This is a genomic window from Cellulomonas fengjieae (assembly GCF_018388465.1).
In the GTDB taxonomy this organism is placed as follows: domain Bacteria; phylum Actinomycetota; class Actinomycetes; order Actinomycetales; family Cellulomonadaceae; genus Cellulomonas; species Cellulomonas fengjieae.
This window is the reverse complement of the sequence record NZ_CP074404.1, coordinates 3939575-3955458: the sequence shown is the minus strand read 5'-3', so window position 1 is coordinate 3955458 and position 15884 is coordinate 3939575. Positions and strand designations below refer to the sequence as shown.

The window sequence follows — 15884 nt, the reverse complement described above, 5'->3', positions numbered from 1 at the left end:
GCGAGGGGTTGCTCCACAGAATGTCGGGGCTTCCCCACAGATCCAGGAGAGGTTCCGCACAGGGGCCCGAGCGCGTTTGGAACGACGCCGCGAGGGCCCTAACGTCGCGTGTGCGAGGACCCGATGCTGTGCCTGGCAGACCACTTGGGCGCGGATGTCAGACCCCCCATGGAACATGTGTTCGGACGAGATGATGGGGACCAGATGACGATCGAGGAGCTCGAGTACGGCGCGCCGTCGGGCACCAGCCGCGGCGGCGGCGGGTACGACCGGACCCCCCCGCAGGACCTCGACGCCGAGCGCAGCGTGCTCGGCGGCATGATGATCTCCAAGGACGCGATCGCCGACGTCGTCGAGCAGATCCGCGGCACGGACTTCTACCGCCCCGCGCACGAGGTCGTCTACGACGCGATCATCGACCTGTACGGCCGCGGCGAGCCGGCCGACGCGATCACCGTCGCGGACGAGCTGACCAAGCGCGGGGAGATCCAGCGGATCGGCGGGGCGCCGTACCTGCACACCCTCATCTCCTCCGTTCCGACGGCCGCCAACGCCGGCTACTACGCGCGGATCGTGCGCGAGCGCTCGGTGCTGCGCAAGCTGGTCGAGGCGGGCACCCGCATCGTGCAGCTGGGGTACGGGACGGACGGCGGCGACGTCGACGAGATCGTGAACAACGCGCAGGCCGAGGTCTACGCCGTGACCGAGCGCCGGTCGTCGGAGGACTACCTGATCCTCGGCGACATCATCGGCGGGGCCGTCGACGAGATCGAGGCCGCGGGCCACCGCGGCGAGGGCATGATCGGCGTGCCGACCGGGTTCTCCGACCTGGACCGCCTCACCAACGGGCTGCACCCGGGGCAGATGATCGTCCTGGCCGCCCGGCCTGCAATTGGCAAGGCGCTCGCGCTCGACACCCCGCTGGCTACCCCGACGGGCTGGACGACGATGGGCGAGGTTCAGGTCGGCGACCAGCTCCTCGCCGCCGACGGAACGCCGACGCGTGTCGTGGGCGCGACCCCCGTCATGACGGGGCGCCCGACCTACCGCGTGACCTTCGACGACGGCAGCGAGATCGTCGCGGACGCCCTTCACCAGTGGGCCACCACCACCCGCGCGGAACGTCGCAGGAACAGCGGCTGCGCTGTTCGGACCACAGAGGAGATCCACGCGACCGTGAGGTGCGCGACCGCCGACGCGCGCGCGAACCACTCCGTGGCGACGACGACAGCACTGCAGCTGCCTGCGGCGGATCTCCCGGTCGACCCGTACGCACTCGGCGTGTGGCTCGGCGACGGCCACTCGGCCTCGGCCCGGTTCACGAGCGCAGACCCCGAGATCGCGATGCTCATCGAAGGCCGTGGCCTCGTCGCTCGTGCCGCTGTCGGTGGTGCTGGCCCAGCGCGGCTGTACACGCTCCAGCTACCGGTCGAGCCGGTCGCCGCGCGCAACTGCGAGGTTTGCGGCCAGGCGTTCGAACCGCGACGCTCGGACGTCCCTACCTGTGGGCGGTCGTGCGGGGGCAAGGTCAAGACGCTGTCTGGCCCGGTTCCCACCCCGACCTGCCCGGACTGCGGCGTGGCGACGACTGGTCTCGTGCGCTGCCAGGCATGCCACGACGCCAACGGCACCATCCATGGGCGGCTACGGACACTCGGCGTCCTGGGCAACAAGCACATCCCGGCGAGCTACCTGCGGGCGAGCGAGCAGCAGCGACGCGACCTGCTCGCGGGACTGCTGGACACCGGCGGGACCGTGAACCCCACCGGCTCTCCGCAGGTTGCGCTGACCAACCGGCGGCTGGCCGAGGACGTGCGCGAGCTCGTCCACTCGCTCGGGTACCGGACTGGCTGGTCGACGAAGCGCGTGGCCGGGCGGAGCGAGGCGTCGTCGGTCGCGTACACGCTGACGTTCACCACTGACGACGAGGTGTTCGGCCTCGAGCGCAAGCGGCTCGTTCACAAGGAACGCCGACGTCCCTCGACTCCCCGACTGACCCAGCGGTTCATCGTGGCCGTCGAGCCGATCGAGACCGTGCCGGTCCGCTGCGTCGAGATCGAGCACGCGTCACACCTGTACCTCGCGGGCCGCGCGATGATCCCGACGCACAACTCGACCATGGGCATCGACATCGCCCGGTCGGCGTCGATCAAGCACAACATGACGTCCGTCGTGTTCTCGCTCGAGATGAGCCGCAACGAGATCACCATGCGTCTGCTCGCCGCCGAGGCGCGCGTGCACCTGCAGAAGCTGCGCAACGGTCAGATGGGCGAGGACGACTGGGCCAAGATCGCCGCGACCATGGGCAAGATCTCCGAGGCGCCCCTGTTCATCGACGACTCGCCCAACATGTCGCTCATGGAGATTCGCGCCAAGTGCCGGCGGCTCAAGCAGAAGCACGACCTCAAGCTCGTGGTCATCGACTACCTGCAGCTGATGTCGTCCGGCAAGCGCGTCGAGTCCCGCCAGCAGGAGGTCTCGGAGTTCTCCCGAGCGCTCAAGCTGCTGGCCAAGGAGCTCGAGGTCCCGGTCATCGCCATCTCGCAGCTGAACCGTGGCGCCGAGCAGCGCACCGACAAGCGCCCGCAGATGAGCGACCTGCGCGAGTCGGGCTCGATCGAGCAGGACGCCGACATCGTGATCCTGCTGCACCGCGAGGACGCCTACGAGAAGGAGTCACCCCGCGCGGGTGAGGCCGACGTCATCGTGGCCAAGCACCGAAACGGACCGACGGACACGCTGGTCGTGGCGTTCCAGGGGCACTACTCGCGGTTCGTGGACATGCAGTCCTGACCAGATGCTGCTGCTCGGATCCTGTAGCTGTTGTCGAGATGCATGATGCTTTGAAATCGGGCCCGGATACTTTAAGTACCGGTCGGCACAGCTCGGCCAGTCGCTGCGGCGGGGGTCCACGTACCGAACCACTGCTCGGCGTTGTATGCCTCGAACCGCTCGACCTCGACAAACCCCAGCCTCGATGCCAGGCGCATCGACGGCACGTTGGCGGTCTGGGTGATGAGTACGACGGCTTCACCGGGCAGTGCGTCAGCGAACCAGCTGAGTGCGGCTTCGCAGGCTTCGGTGGCGTATCCCCGTCCCCATGCCTCCGGAAGAAGGAGGTACCCGAGGTCCACGTGGCCGGCCGCCTGGCGAACCTCGTAGTCGAGGTCCCGGCGTTCGAGCTGAACGATCCCGACCATTGCTCCGTCGAGGTCGATCACGAAATGACCGGGACGGCCCCGTGGAGCCTCGGGCAGCGCGCGTTCGACCGCCTCACGCGATCGCGCTCCGCCCGTATAGGTTCCGACGTCGGGCGATGTGTAAAGCGCGACGAATGCCCCGCGATCGCGCGCCTCCGGCGGACGGAGCAGAAGTCGATCGGTAGCGATCGGTCCGGGTGGCCACGGGACGCGCCCAAGCTCTGCCATGCCCCGACAGTACGGAGGTGGCCCTGACGGTGCCCGCGAGCCCAGTCAATCTGTCGTGCTTCTCGACAGTCGCCACCACCGCGCAGCAGCAGCAGGCGCCAAGAGGCCACGAACGCGCGGAGCGCGCCGTGACCTCTTGGTGCATTCCGGCGTGATGACGGGAGCGGGTGGTACGAGCCCCTACCGCCGGCGGGAGCTCCCCCCACGCCCCCGCCAGCCGCCGTTCACCGGCGACGCGCCGCCGACCCCTCCCAGGTGCAGCGCGAGGAAGAACAGACCGGCAAACATCAGCGTCTGTGGGGTCAGAGCGTCCCCGACGTTCGCCTCGACGAGGTCGAGGAGCAGGGCGAGGGCGAAGATCGCGGCAGAGACGAGCGCAAGCATGAGCACTCCAAGGGGAGGGGTCCGGCGAGCCTGCCGGAGGGTCTGATGCTTCCGGTGATTCGAAAGCACCCCGGAGCATGGCGCACGGTCACGACGAGCGCTAGTAGAGAAGCCCTTCGAGGGCTCGAGGGGCTCAGGCGGGTCGCTTGACGGCAGCTGCCCGGAGCGTGTTCCGCCGGGCCAGTCCCACGAGGGCGGCCCGGGCACGCACTGAGCAGACTGCACACATTGACTGGTGACCGGTGGAGACCGGTAGCCGCACCAATCAAGCCACGGTTCACGGTGACTGGCCGAAGGGGGCGATCGTCATCGTCGACATGGATACCAACGAGCTTCTGGGCACAACTGCTGGAGCTGACGGCTAGTCCACGGGGTTACTCGATGCCGGGGTGGCTGGTCAAAGTAGGTCTTCCGACACCGATGCACCCGTCTGGGCCTCTGGGGCGATCCACAGCACGAGGGCCACCGCCCCGAAACCCCGTTCCGGACGAGGACGGATTCCGGTCGTCTGCGCGGCGCACCTGGGCGGCACCACCTGCAAACGATGGCGGTCTCAACCGGTCGACGCACCACCTTTCGACTGGCACGGTAGGACACCGTGACCTCGCCCGGGGTCAGGCTCCGGCCCGCGTAGGTTGTTGCCCATGCGCTTTGAGGTCGACGCGATCCTGTTCGACATCGATGGGACGTTGGTGGACTCGACCGGGGCGGTCGTGCGGACCTGGGAGGCGTGGTCGGCGGCGCGGGGGATCGACCCTGCGGAGATTCTCCGGGTCTGTCACGGGCGCCGCTCGGAGGACACGGTCGCTGAGTTTCTTCCGAGCGACCAACGCGCCGAGGCGGTTGCCGAGCTTGAGCGCTTGGAGCTAGCCGACCTCGGTGATGTGACCGCACTCCCGGCCACGCGCGACCTGTTGTCGGCCCTTCCAGAGGGCCGGTGGGCCGCGGTGACTTCCGGGTCACGGGCGCTCATGCGTGCGCGACTGGCGGCTGCGGGGCTTCCGGTGCCTGACGTGTTGGTAGCGGCCGAAGATGTGCGGCTCGGCAAGCCCGACCCGCAGGGGTACCTGCAGGCGGCCCGGGCGCTCGGCTTCGACATTCGCCGGTGCCTCGTCGTCGAAGATGCGCCAGCCGGCCTAGAGGCCGGTCGCGCCGCAGGGGCCCATGTGCTCGCCGTGGCGACATCCCATTCGGCTCAGGACCTCTGCGCTGCAGACGCGGTCATACCTGACCTTGGGGCGTGCAGCGTGGAGGCTACCGCCAGTGGCCTGATGATCAGCACGGCAGTCGGGCCTCGCGCGGACTCCTTACTTTGACCGCCGGTCGGATCTACCGCCATCCGGTCAAAGTAGCCCGCTCAACGGGCGGCCGCGTGACGATCGCCGACATGGCGCCGGGTGAACCAGGCCACGCCCGACGATCGCGCGCCTACCTGGCCGACAACGCCGACCACGGCATCGAGCGGCTCGTGTCATCGGCAGGCCTTGCAGACGCAGCGCAGGTCGGCCGGGCGCGGGTGATGGGCGGCGACATCGTCTTCGTTCAGGCATCGAGGCCGAGGTCGGACGTGACAGGCGAGACGGTCCTGGCTGTCCGCGCGTAGCGCTGCGTGTCGCAGGGGGCGAGCTCGAGTGTCTCCAGCTGACCGTTGAACGCTGGCTCGTGGTTGCGGGCATGGGTGTCGACGCCGGACTGCGCAGGTTCGAGCGCCGCCGCCGTGGCTCACAGCGCCAGCAGGACGGTCACGCCGACGACCAGGTCGATCACGGCGCACGCCTCGGCGTACCAGCGCCACGTGACCCGGTCGGCCCGGTGCAGCGCAGCGTCCCAGGCGATGTGCAGGATCCACGCGGCGGCGATGACGGGTCCGGCGACCGTGGCCGGCGTCGTGGCTGCGACGGCGGCGAGCCCGAGGTAGAGGACGAACCCGGCGATGTGCGCCGCCAGCAGCCGGTCGCGGTGGAACTCGCGTCGCACCGCGCCGATGACGAGGTACTCCGCCCCGAGGAGGAGCAGCGTCCACGCGGGCGGGATGCCCGGGCGCAGCCACGAGTCGAACGTCAGACCGAGAGCGAGCAGCGTCGGCCAACGGTGCGCGACCGCCTCGACCGCCCGGCCCCATGCCGTGCGCGCCCGGATGTGGGCATGCCCGCCGGTGTACTCCGACCGGCGCAGGAGCATCGCGCCGACCATGGCGGGGAGCATGAGGACGTGGCCGACGACGAGAGCGTCCGCGGCGCTCACCAGACCGGCCCAGTACGGGGCGAGGCCCATCGCGAAGGGCAGGACCATCGCCGCCGTCATCTCGCCGACCGCCCGCGGACCGTGCCCGCGGTGCACCATCCACACGGCCATGCCGAGGGTCATGGTCGCCGCCATGACGAGGGCCTCGGCCTCGGGGCCGGCTGCGGCCTGGTCCCACCCCGCGGCGTCGGCGAGGGCGGTCGCGACGGGGGCGAGCAGGAGCATCCCGAGGAGCATGGCCACGGCCATGGCGCCGAGATGGAGGGCGAAGGTCGCGGCCGGCCCGCGGGGCGGGGGTGCCGTGGTCGTCGCGGTGCGGTGCTGCGGTGCTGGGTACGTCGTGGTGTCCATGGACTCACGCTCGGGCTGATGGGCGCCCGCGGGTCCCGGGTCCTCCGCACCGGATCCGGTGCGGATCGCACGGGTCCGCCGTGCGCCCGCCGCGCCTAGCATCACGCCTGTGAACACCGTCGCAGCGTTGCCGTGGGCGGCCGCCCCGCGCGACCGACGGCTGGGTCGTGCGCGGGCGCTCGTCCTCGTGTGGCTGGCGACGACGGTGTGCACGAGCCTCGTGATGCCCGGCCTCGGACTGGCCGACGAGCCGCGACCGCTGTGGGTCGCCCTGGGCGCGCTGGGGATCGTCGCGGTCACGGTGGCGTCGGCGGGCGCGGTGCACGGGGCGGTGACGCCGTGGACGCCGGCCGGGACCCGGCGGGCGTGGACCCTCGCCCTCGTCCTGACGACCGTGGCGTCCGTCGCGCTCGTGGGGCCGGTCGCGGGCGGGCGGTGGGCCACGTGGGCGTGGGTCGGCGCGGGCGTCGTCGGCATCGCACCGCTGCTCGTGACGTGGCGGTGGGTCGTCGTCGTGGCGTCGGTCTGCGCCGCGGTGAGCGTGGTGGTGGCCGGGGCGGTCGGGGGATCGCCCGTGCAGGCGCTCGTGGTGACGGGTGGGATCGGCTTGTTCGTCGCGGCCGTCAACTGGGCGCCGGTGTGGATGTGGGCGCTGCTGCTCGACGCCGACGCCGGCCGCGACGCCCGCGCGCGCCTGGCGGCCGGGGAGGAGCGGCTGCGGTTCGCCCGGGACGTGCACGACCTGCTCGGGCACAGCCTCACCGTCATCGCGCTCAAGGCCGAGCTCGTCGTGCGCCTGCCTGCGGGTGACCCGGCCGTGCGCGACGAGGCCGCCCAGATCCAGCGGCTCGCGACGACGGCGCTCGCGGAGGTCCGGCAGGCCGTGCACGCCTACCGCTCGGTCGACCTGCACGAAGAGGTGGCGGCCGTGCGCCAGGTGCTCGACTCGGTGGGTGTGCGGTGCACGGTCGTCGGGGAGGCCGCCGACGTGCCGCCGGACATCGCGGCCCGGCTCGCGCCCGTGCTGCGCGAGGCGGTGACGAACGTGCTGCGGCACAGCCGCGCCACGTGGTGCCGCGTCGAGGTCAGGGTCGACCCTGAGGGCGGCGCCGCGGCCGCGTCGGCCAGCGGGTTCGCGACGCTCACCGTCCGCAACGACGGCGTCGACACCCGGGTCGCGGACGCGCACAGCTCCGGGCTCGACGGGCTGGCCGCGCGGCTCGCCGACGCGGGTGGGTCGCTGCGGGTCGAGAGGCTGGGCGACGAGTTCCTGCTCCGGGCGAGCGTGCCTGTTCCGCGGGTCGTTCCCGCCGCGCCCGGAGCCGACGCACCGTGATCCGCGTCCTGCTCGCCGACGACGAGGAGCTCGTCCGCTCCGCCGTCGCCGCGCTGCTCGCACTCGAGGACGACCTCGACGTCGTCGCGCAGGCCGCCGACGGGCCGGCCGCTGTCGCGGCCGCGCTCGCGCACCGCCCGGACGTCGCGCTCGTCGACCTCGAGATGCCCGGCCTCGACGGCGTGGCGGTCGCTGCCGAGATCACGCGCGCGCTGCCCGGGTGCCGGGTCGTGGTCCTCACCGGCCGCGGCCGCCCGGCGCACCTGCGCCGCGCGCTCGAGTCGGGCGCGCGGGGCTTCGTCACCAAGGGCGCGTCCGGCGCGACGCTCGCGGACGTGCTGCGCACCGTTCACGCCGGTGGGCGGTACGTCGACCCGGGTCTGGCGGCCGACGCGCTCAGCGCTCCGCCGTGTCCGCTCAGCCCGCGTGAGCTCGAGGTGCTGCGCCTGGCGTCGTTCGACCTACCCGCCGCCGTCATCGCGCAGCGGGCGCACCTGGCACCGGGCACCGTGCGCAACTACCTGCTCGCCGCCCAGGCCAAGCTCGACGCGTCCACCCGTGCCGAGGCGGTCAGGACCGCCGAGCGGTTCGGCTGGCTCTAGACCGTCGCCGGGCCGGCGTCGTGGGTACGCCTCGGCGTGTCCGGGGCGGCTCAGAGGGGTAGGCGTTCGAGCACATCCTTGTGGGCGCTCTGGTAGACGATCTGGCTGCGAAAGCTCACCACCTCGCGGCGTTGTGCGAGGCGGTCGACAAGGAAGGCGTGCAGGTGGTCCAGGTCGGGCACGGCGACGTGGATCAGGAAGTCCTCGTCGCCGGCTATCACGTACACGGCCACGACCTCGGGCAGGTCGAGGACGGCCGCTCTGAATCCGTCGATCACCGTCCGGTTCAGCGGCCGCAGGCGTGTCGAGATGAAGGCCTCAACCTGTCGGTTGAGCGCTGCCGGGGAGATCGCGGCCCGGTAGCCGAGGATCACGCCACGGCGGCGGAGCAGTCGCACCCGTTCCAGGCATGTGGAGGGGGCGATGCCCAGCCGGCGTGCGAGCTCGCGGTTGGTCAGCCGCGCATCGCGTTGCAGCTCGCTCACGATCACCGAATCAAGTTCATCCATCTCGTCAGGGTAGAACCGGTATCGAACAAAGTTCGGTGACAAGTCTTTCCACCCGCTCATCCGCCTACCGTTTCGGCCAGAAGCCGATGATCGAGGATGGTGGGAGGACGTGGTTGTGAAGATCGTTCTGGTGCTGCGTGCTGATCTACCACCGGCGCTGGCGGCCAACGCCGCGGCCGTTCTGGGGCTCGCGCTCGGCGGTCGCCTCGAGCGATCCGTCGCAGCCGACAGCCCGGACGCCTCCGGGACGTTGCACGCGGGTCTGAACCCGGTACCCGTACCCACGCTCGTCGCCTCGGCAGAGGAGCTGCGTGCCCTGCACGATCAGGCCACCAGTGCAGCGGACGTCACGGTGGTCGGCTTCAACGAGGTGGCCCGCCGGTCGCGCACCTACCCGGAGTACGAGCAAGCCTTGGCCGCGACACCGTCGCACACCCTCGACTACGTGGGCCTGATCGTGCACGGCCCGCGCAACGGCGTCACCAAGCTGACCAAGCGCCTCGAACTGATGGCATGACGGCCGCCCCAACGCCCTACCGGCTCGGCGTCACGTCCGGCACCGCGCTGCTGCTGGGCGGCCTGCTCGGACCCGGCGCACTGCGCTGCCTGCACTGACCGCAGGCCGGCTTCGCTGGCCGCCAGACCTCGTTCGGCCCCTGACCGACCATTACGCACCTTGATGAACCCATCCAGCCGAGCGGGCCGGGGGCGTCCACGACGATCCGTACTCTGAACGGCTCCGCCCGCAGCGCAAGGGTCGCGCCCGTTCCGGTGTGTTCGAGCTGTGGTCAGGCCTCGGCAGCGGCGGACTCCAGTCTTTGCCGCACCGAGTCGCCGTTTCGGATGCCCCGGCGGGCGGCGAGCACCTCGCCGGGGAGTGCGGCGAGCTCGCCGAGGAAGCCTGTGACGGAGGCGAAGGTCGCGAGGGGCCCGGTTGCGAGCTCCAGTAGGTCCGCAGCGACCGAGATGTTGCCAAGGGCGGCTTGCGCGCCCGTCTCGTCGATCCCCGGGACGGATTCGAGCGGTCGTGCGAAGTAGAACCGATGCCGTTCCCCGGCGAACGTCATCTCGCACCCGCGTGTGGGCCGCGCCATTCTGAGCCACTTCACGCCGACCTGGCTGCAGGGTGCGACGAACGTGGCCGTGTCCTTCGTGGCGAAGCTGATGAGCTCGTCGGTCACCACCACGATGCCAACCTCGAAGTCTGACGGGTTGAAAACGACGGTGCGCGCCTTTGGGTCGTGCCACGCAGGTACGACGAGCGGCTCTCGCACGGGCTCGTTCTGCGCCATGCTGGCACCTCTTGGAGCAGCTCAGGAGGCTCAAGCCCCGTCGCCGCCCTTGTGTGAACGGAACTTGCCCGTGGGTCAATGTTCACCCGTCACCCGAGGGCCGGGCAAGAGCGCACCTCGACGGCGGTTGCCTGGTTGGACTTCGCTGCAGCGCCAGCCTTCGCTGCGCCGCCGTTCCCGCCGCGAGCCGTCAGGTCAGGCGTGTTCGAGGCTCGACCGGTTCCAGCAGCAGCGGCGGGACGCGCGACGCCGGAGTGCTTCAGCGACAAGATGACTGCATGCCGTTGCTCGTCCTGCTCCACGGCGCTCCGGCGTCGGGCAAGTCGACGCTCGCGCGCCGCTGGGCAGATGGCCGGCCGCTTGCGCTCGTGCTGGATGTCGATGTGGTGCGTTCACTGCTCGGCGCCTGGCAGGACGATCCCGCTTCGGCCGGCGTCGCCGCGCGCGACCTGGCGCTGGCGATGGCGCGCACCCACCTGACGGGCGGCCGAGATGTCATCGTGCCCCAGTTCTTGCGCCGGACCGGGTTCGCCGACGACCTGGCGTCGCTCGCCAGCGAGGTGGGAGCCGCGTTCGTCGAGGTCGAGCTCGAGGTGGGCGTGGAGATGGCGCAGCGCCGGTTCGACCGTCGCTCTGCCGACCTCGGGGACGTGGCGGTGCACGGTCCGCTCTGGGCGCCCATGGCCGAAGTCGTCGCTGCTCACCGAGAGCTCCTTGCGACACGGCCGCGCGTCGTGGTCGTCGAGCAGGTCGAGGGCGACCTGGACGAGACCACCCGGCGGTTGGCAGACGCGGTCGAGCGGGTCCACAGAGATGACTCGAACCTCGCTGACCCCTAGGACGATCGGCGGAGCATCGCAGCGAGCGTCGCCGACGGGCGGTTCGAGGTCGGCTCGGTGCCGCCGCGCGCGTTCATGCCGTCAGCGCGACCGCCCGGTCGCACCGCCAGCGGTTCGAGCCGGATCCTGGTCCCACCAGTCGAGCGCACGTGCTCCGATCAGAGTGAGCCACCGCGACGATTCGCCTTCGGGGACATCGACGTCGAACCACGTGCGGCCAGGCAGGGGAGCCCCCTGCAGCCAGGTGCCGTCCGGCTGGCGCGCGGCGCGCACGACATCGACGGCATCGGCGAGACGCGGATCGGGAGGCGTCCCGTCGAGCAGCGCGGCGTCGCGGAAGTGATCGAGCGCCACGAGCGCGCTGTACCGGTGCCGGTTCGGGAACACGAATTGCCCAACGAAGTCACCGACGGGCGAGCCTGTGGACGCCCGGTACAGCAGGTGCCGGCTGAGCAGGTACTCCTCGCCGGCGTGCCGGGCCGCGCGAACGCTGGTGTCGCCGGTGATCCGCTCATAGGCGAGCGTGCCGCGTAGTGCGTTGAGGGTCGAGTGGAACGAGGAGCGAGTCGAGCGGCCTTCCTCGGCCTCACAGTTCCAGCCGCCGTCGGTGAGTCGGTGGGCGGGGAACCACGCGGCAAGGGCTGAGACGTCGGCACCGAGCCACGCCCCGGTCGCGAGCGTGTAGGAGTTGATGCAGACGTCGACTTCACCACCCCAGTACGGCAGGTCGTCGTACTCCCAGCGACTGTTCGCCGCGATCTTCTCGGCCGTCCCGGTCAGCACGGAGGCGTCGAGACCCCACTCACGTAGGTCCTTCAACGCCCAGGTCGTCGCGGTCCACGGCTGGCCCGGACGCTCGGCCTCGGCGCTCCCGAAGAATCCGGCGGGGAAGTACGCGCCGCCTGCCCACTGACCGTCCGCGTCCTGCTTCGAGAGCAGCTCGGCGCCGAAGCCCTCCGTGGCGACCCGGGCACGAGTCGCCTCCCAGGTCTCGGGCGGGGCGCCCGCCAGATCCCGCTCCACCTGCCAGCGAAGGGCGGGATCGGAGTCGAGCAGCCAGGTGAGCAGGCGCTGGTCCGTTGCCATCGCGCCACGCTAGCTGCGACCTCCCAAGGGCGTCGACCGCTCAGGCAGCTGCGCCCTCCACATGCCCACGCCCCGCCGACGGCCACGACCTCCTCATCGGGTCCGAGTCGCCCCGCCAGGGTCCGCCGCCCTTGTGGCCAGGTCCGAAGTGGTGCAAAGTTCCACTATCTCCACTATCTCCACTATCTCCACTATCTCCACTATCTCCACAGATCCACGTCGGTGCCGACGTCGGAATGCGGCGGTGCGACGGTCCGAACTCAGTCTCGCGACAAGGAGCCCGACGATGGTGCGACAGATCATCTCGACCCTGGCGGCATCCGCCCTGCTGGCCTTGAGCCTGTTCGGCGCGGCACAGCCCGCACAGGCCGCCGCTTCCGGCAGCGAGCTGCGCAACAAGGACACCGGACTGTGCGTCGACCGCCGGGAGCACCCCGAGCGGCCGGTGGCGGCGTTCACCACGAAGTGCAACGGCTCGGCCACGCAGCGCTGGGTCTACTCGTCGGCGGACCAGACCATCCGCACCCCGGACGGCCGGTGCCTGGCCACCGGAAGCTCCTCCGGGATCTTCGTCGCGGCCTGCGACAGCGGCTTGCTGGTGCACTGGGGACCGACCAGTGACGGCCGTATCCACCAGCTCGACTGGGGCATGGGCTGCATCGAGGACTTCCGCACGGCGACGCTCACCTGGGGTGCCTGCACCAACAGCCCCAACGAGGTCTGGTCGTCGCTGGTGACCGTCTGACCCTGTCGAGGTGCCGCGCCGCGTCACAGCAGGCAGGCGGCCAGCTGTGGCGGCTCGGGATGCCACGGTTGAGCCGACGGCTGCTCTCGCCTCGGGGACAGCCCACACGGTGGCCGAAACTGCCCAGCAGCTCCGCACCGGTGCGTCGACCTCACCTCGTCGCGGCGAGAGCCACGAGGACGAATGCGGTGACGATCACGGCGAGGCGCACCAGGTGCAGGCGGTCCCACCGACTCGTCTGCTCGCGCCAGTCGGACGGGACCGTCTCGGGGGTCCAGGCCTTCGACCGGTTGTTGATCGGGACCAGCAGGGCGACGGACATGACCACGCTGACGAGCAGCAGCGCCACGGCGACCCAGGCGGGCGCGGTGGCAGCGGGCTCGGCCAGCGCCGTGCCGACGACCAGGAGCGTCGAGCCGATGTACCAGAACGGCATGATGCGCCCGAGCATGCGGGCCCCGTCACTGCGGGCGGCGATCCCGGCGGTTGTCGGGAGGCGGTTGAAGATCGGGTTCATGACGAACGCGACCGACAGCTCCACCCCCACCATCAGCCCGACGACGACCACGGCGACGATAGGCAACCACTCCATGACGCACTCCTCCGATGTTAGCGCTGCTAGTATCTAGCGGTGCTAGTGAAGGTATCAGCGATCGTCTAGCAGTGCTAGAGTCCCGCCCATGACGACTCCCGCTGCGGCACGCCGAGCCCGTCAGCTCGAGGAGCGCAGGTTGCGGATCGTCGGCGCTGCGCGCGCTCTCGCGGAGGAGCAGGGATGGGACGCGGTGACGACCCGCCGCCTCGCCGATGCGATCGAGTACAGCCAGCCGGTGCTGTACGGGCACTTCCCGCAGGGCCGGAACCAGATCGTCACCGCTGTCGCGCTCGAGGGCTTCGAGGAGCTCGCGGCCGCTCTCGCGCCGTCGGCGCTCGCTGGCACGGGCACTGACGTCGAGCGTGTCCGAGCACTCGTGACCGTGTACCTCGACTTCGCCGAGCGCCATCCCGCGACCTACGACGCGATGTTCCTGCTCCCCGTGCTGGTGCCCTTCGCGTCGGACGAGACGCCGGAGGTCGTGCGCGCCGGGTTCGAGGCGATCGAGGGCACACTGCGCCGCCTGGACGACCCGCCCGCCGACGTCCCCACGACCGCGGAGGTGCTCTGGGCCGCCGTGCACGGCCTCGTCGCACTCCGTCGCGCCGGGCGGTTCCCGGCCGTGCACCAGGAGGAGCGGCTCGAGACGCTCGTGCGCCTCATCACCCACTGACCCGGCCTGGCCCGACGTCGGGCGCACGCGGTCGCGGGGCGTGGTCCGCGTCCGCTGCTCGGCTCCCGGGCGCCAGTGGTGTCCGGATGCGCGGCCGGGTGCGGGCGGCGACGATGGGACCGACGACCACGACGGTCCGGTCACGGCAGGGAAGGGCGACCATGAGCGACACATCTCAGGACCCGGACACCGGCGTGGAGGAAGGCGGCTACGGGTACCCGACCCTCGAGCAGGAGGTCACCCCGGAGGTGCTGGAGGGTGCCGAGTCCGCCGAGGAGGACACTGACGGCGACGGACCGACGCCCGGCGAGCTCGAGGAGGACCCGTCGGCAGTCGAGCCGACCGACTGAACGAACCCGGTCCCCTCGTCGGACCCGGCCCCGTACCGCCCCGGTCAGACGGGGACGCGGAGGCCTTGCAGCCAGGCCTGCCAGGTCGGCTCCTCGCGTCGCACGTAGTCGGCCGCGTCGGCGGAGAACAGGTAGGCCCTGACGCCGGCGGTCGACGTCTCGCTGCCCATGCTGTGCGCGAAGACGGTGAGGATCCCGGGCACCGGCGCGGTGAGCCGCACCAGCGCCTGCCGCTCAGCGATCCGCTCGACCGTGCCGGTGGCGCCGCGCACCTCGATCGTTGCGCCCTCCGCGCCCAGCCCGAGCGCGTCGTGCAGGGCGGTCCACAGCGTTCCCTCGTCGACCGCGTGCGAGGCGGCGGCCTCGAGCGGCGTGGCCTCCTGGCCGGGGAAGTGCGCCAGGTAGAGACGGAGGTTGTCGAAGAACGGCAGCCAGCTGGACCCCATGTCGTCCCACCACTCCTGCTCCCAGTCGGCGCCGGTCCCGAAGCCGCTGCTGGTGACACGCACGACGCAGGTGCCGCCGGACCGCGCCTCGACAAGGAACTCCGACGTCAGCGGGCTCAGGGAACCGGGGTCCTTGCCCATGAGGGCGGCCCAGTCCTCCTCGTAGGCGATGCGGCGCGGCGGGTCCCAACCGGTGACGCGGCCGTCGGAGCCCATCTCGGGGCCCATCGCGAAGTGCACGGCGCCACCCTCGCGCTCCTCCAGCTCCGTCGGCAGGAACCACGCGCTCAGGCCCTGGGCAGTGGCGATGGCCTGCCAGACCTGCTCGGGGGTGCCGGGGACCTCGACGCTGAGGTCGAGGCGGTACGGGACGGTCGTGGTGGCGCTCATTGGTCCTCCTCGGGAAGCGGGTGGGCGGCGACGACGAGCCGGTGTGGTCGGCCGTCGTCGTGGTGGTAGCGCGCGGCCAGGTCGAGCACCGCGGCGGTCAGGTCGTCGGCGAAGGCGGCCCGGTCGGCAGCCGACCGGAACCCGATCCGCGTGTCGATCGTCAGGGTCGACAGTCGGTTGCCGGACGCACCCGCACGGCGTGCCAGGGCGCCGACCTCGCGCACCAGCCGGCCGGCCAGCGCGACGAGGTAGGCGGCGGACAGGTGGTCGGCGCTGGCGTTCGGGTCCGCCGCGGCCGGGCTCACGGCCGCGGGCGACACGACGTAGGACGCCGCCGACGCCCGCAGCACCCGCTCGGTGATGCCCCCGTGCCGGCGCTCCTCGGCCAGCTCCACCAGGCCGTGCGCCTCGAGCGCCTTGAGGTAGTAGTGGACCTTCTGACGGGCGATGCCGACCCGGGCGGCGAGACCGGCGGCGGATGCTGGGACGGCCAGCTCGGCGAGCAGCCGCGCTCGGACCGGATCCAGCGCGGCGGCGGCGGCCTCGGCGTCCTCGATGACCTCGATGTCCTGCATGTCGCCACCGTGGCATTGACGAGAAATCTTGTCAAGAGT

19 protein-coding genes are annotated in these 15884 nt (G+C 71.1%); 10 read left to right on the top strand and 9 right to left on the bottom strand.

Annotated features, from left to right (window positions below):
• Positions 1 to 204: 204 nt before the first annotated feature.
• Positions 205 to 2793 (top strand): replicative DNA helicase, encoded by a 2589-nt coding sequence (gene dnaB, locus KG102_RS18520; protein ID WP_208210791.1) that lies wholly within the window; start codon positions 205 to 207, stop codon positions 2791 to 2793.
• A gap of 71 nt (positions 2794 to 2864) precedes the next feature.
• Here dnaB and KG102_RS18515 read toward each other — a convergent pair whose 3' ends face one another.
• Positions 2865 to 3428, bottom strand: a complete 564-nt coding sequence (locus tag KG102_RS18515) for a GNAT family N-acetyltransferase (RefSeq protein WP_208289802.1) — start codon at positions 3426 to 3428, stop codon at positions 2865 to 2867.
• Positions 3429 to 3608: 180 nt separating this feature from the next.
• The gene (locus KG102_RS18510) at positions 3609 to 3812 is read right to left on the bottom strand and encodes a hypothetical protein (protein WP_208210795.1); all 204 of its coding nucleotides are present in this window, start codon (positions 3810 to 3812) and stop codon (positions 3609 to 3611) included.
• A 644-nt stretch (positions 3813 to 4456) separates the two neighbouring features.
• Here KG102_RS18510 and KG102_RS18505 point away from each other — a divergent pair.
• Both KG102_RS18505 and KG102_RS18500 read left to right on the top strand, forming a co-directional pair.
• Complete coding sequence (locus KG102_RS18505; protein ID WP_208289803.1) at positions 4457 to 5128, top strand: HAD-IA family hydrolase; 672 nt, start codon at positions 4457 to 4459, stop codon at positions 5126 to 5128.
• 56 nt (positions 5129 to 5184) lie between these two features.
• A complete protein-coding gene (locus KG102_RS18500; protein WP_208210798.1) occupies positions 5185 to 5415 on the top strand; it encodes a hypothetical protein in 231 nt (76 codons plus the stop codon).
• A 119-nt stretch (positions 5416 to 5534) separates the two neighbouring features.
• Here KG102_RS18500 and KG102_RS18495 read toward each other — a convergent pair whose 3' ends face one another.
• Positions 5535 to 6407 carry a hypothetical protein gene (locus KG102_RS18495; protein ID WP_208289804.1) on the bottom strand — a complete coding sequence of 291 codons (873 nt, stop codon included), beginning with the start codon at positions 6405 to 6407 and terminating at the stop codon, positions 5535 to 5537.
• 109 nt (positions 6408 to 6516) lie between these two features.
• Between KG102_RS18495 and KG102_RS18490 the strand changes: the two genes are divergently transcribed.
• The gene (locus KG102_RS18490; RefSeq protein WP_208289805.1) at positions 6517 to 7743 is read left to right on the top strand and encodes a sensor histidine kinase; all 1227 of its coding nucleotides are present in this window, start codon (positions 6517 to 6519) and stop codon (positions 7741 to 7743) included.
• On the top strand, positions 7740 to 8345 hold the full coding sequence (locus KG102_RS18485; protein WP_208289806.1) for a response regulator transcription factor: 606 nt from the start codon (positions 7740 to 7742) through the stop codon (positions 8343 to 8345). Before KG102_RS18490 ends, KG102_RS18485 begins: the two co-directional genes overlap by 4 nt.
• A 50-nt stretch (positions 8346 to 8395) precedes the next feature.
• Here KG102_RS18485 and KG102_RS18480 read toward each other — a convergent pair whose 3' ends face one another.
• A complete protein-coding gene (locus tag KG102_RS18480) occupies positions 8396 to 8854 on the bottom strand; it encodes an Lrp/AsnC family transcriptional regulator (RefSeq protein ID WP_208289807.1) in 459 nt (152 codons plus the stop codon).
• 109 nt (positions 8855 to 8963) lie between these two features.
• On the opposite strand from KG102_RS18480, the gene KG102_RS18475 reads away from it, so the two are divergent.
• Positions 8964 to 9371, top strand: coding sequence for a DUF2000 domain-containing protein (locus tag KG102_RS18475; RefSeq protein ID WP_208289808.1), 408 nt, complete (start codon positions 8964 to 8966; stop codon positions 9369 to 9371).
• Positions 9372 to 9642: 271 nt separating this feature from the next.
• Here KG102_RS18475 and KG102_RS18470 read toward each other — a convergent pair whose 3' ends face one another.
• Complete coding sequence (locus KG102_RS18470; RefSeq protein ID WP_208289809.1) at positions 9643 to 10146, bottom strand: hypothetical protein; 504 nt, start codon at positions 10144 to 10146, stop codon at positions 9643 to 9645.
• Positions 10147 to 10424: 278 nt separating this feature from the next.
• Here KG102_RS18470 and KG102_RS18465 point away from each other — a divergent pair, with 278 nt between their 5' ends.
• Positions 10425 to 10985, top strand: coding sequence for an AAA family ATPase (locus KG102_RS18465; protein WP_208289810.1), 561 nt, complete (start codon positions 10425 to 10427; stop codon positions 10983 to 10985).
• 81 nt (positions 10986 to 11066) lie between these two features.
• Here KG102_RS18465 and KG102_RS18460 read toward each other — a convergent pair whose 3' ends face one another.
• Positions 11067 to 12071 (bottom strand): squalene cyclase, encoded by a 1005-nt coding sequence (locus KG102_RS18460; RefSeq protein WP_208289811.1) that lies wholly within the window; start codon positions 12069 to 12071, stop codon positions 11067 to 11069.
• A 286-nt stretch (positions 12072 to 12357) separates the two neighbouring features.
• Here KG102_RS18460 and KG102_RS18455 point away from each other — a divergent pair, with 286 nt between their 5' ends.
• The gene (locus KG102_RS18455; RefSeq protein ID WP_208210815.1) at positions 12358 to 12816 is read left to right on the top strand and encodes a ricin-type beta-trefoil lectin domain protein; all 459 of its coding nucleotides are present in this window, start codon (positions 12358 to 12360) and stop codon (positions 12814 to 12816) included.
• Positions 12817 to 12967: 151 nt separating this feature from the next.
• Here KG102_RS18455 and KG102_RS18450 read toward each other — a convergent pair whose 3' ends face one another.
• Positions 12968 to 13408 (bottom strand): DUF1772 domain-containing protein, encoded by a 441-nt coding sequence (locus KG102_RS18450; protein WP_208289812.1) that lies wholly within the window; start codon positions 13406 to 13408, stop codon positions 12968 to 12970.
• A gap of 88 nt (positions 13409 to 13496) precedes the next feature.
• Here KG102_RS18450 and KG102_RS18445 point away from each other — a divergent pair, with 88 nt between their 5' ends.
• Both KG102_RS18445 and KG102_RS18440 read left to right on the top strand, forming a co-directional pair.
• Positions 13497 to 14084, top strand: a complete 588-nt coding sequence (locus KG102_RS18445; protein ID WP_208289813.1) for a TetR/AcrR family transcriptional regulator — start codon at positions 13497 to 13499, stop codon at positions 14082 to 14084.
• Between the two features lie 161 nt (positions 14085 to 14245).
• A complete protein-coding gene (locus KG102_RS18440) occupies positions 14246 to 14434 on the top strand; it encodes a hypothetical protein (RefSeq protein ID WP_208289814.1) in 189 nt (62 codons plus the stop codon).
• Between the two features lie 44 nt (positions 14435 to 14478).
• Here the strand turns inward: KG102_RS18440 and KG102_RS18435 are convergent, their stop codons facing one another.
• Positions 14479 to 15270: an SRPBCC family protein gene (locus KG102_RS18435; RefSeq protein ID WP_208289815.1), complete on the bottom strand. Its 792-nt coding sequence runs from the start codon at positions 15268 to 15270 to the stop codon at positions 14479 to 14481.
• Positions 15267 to 15845 (bottom strand): ArsR/SmtB family transcription factor, encoded by a 579-nt coding sequence (locus tag KG102_RS18430; protein WP_208289816.1) that lies wholly within the window; start codon positions 15843 to 15845, stop codon positions 15267 to 15269. The genes KG102_RS18435 and KG102_RS18430 overlap by 4 nt, the downstream gene beginning before the upstream one ends.
• Positions 15846 to 15884 lie beyond the last annotated feature (39 nt).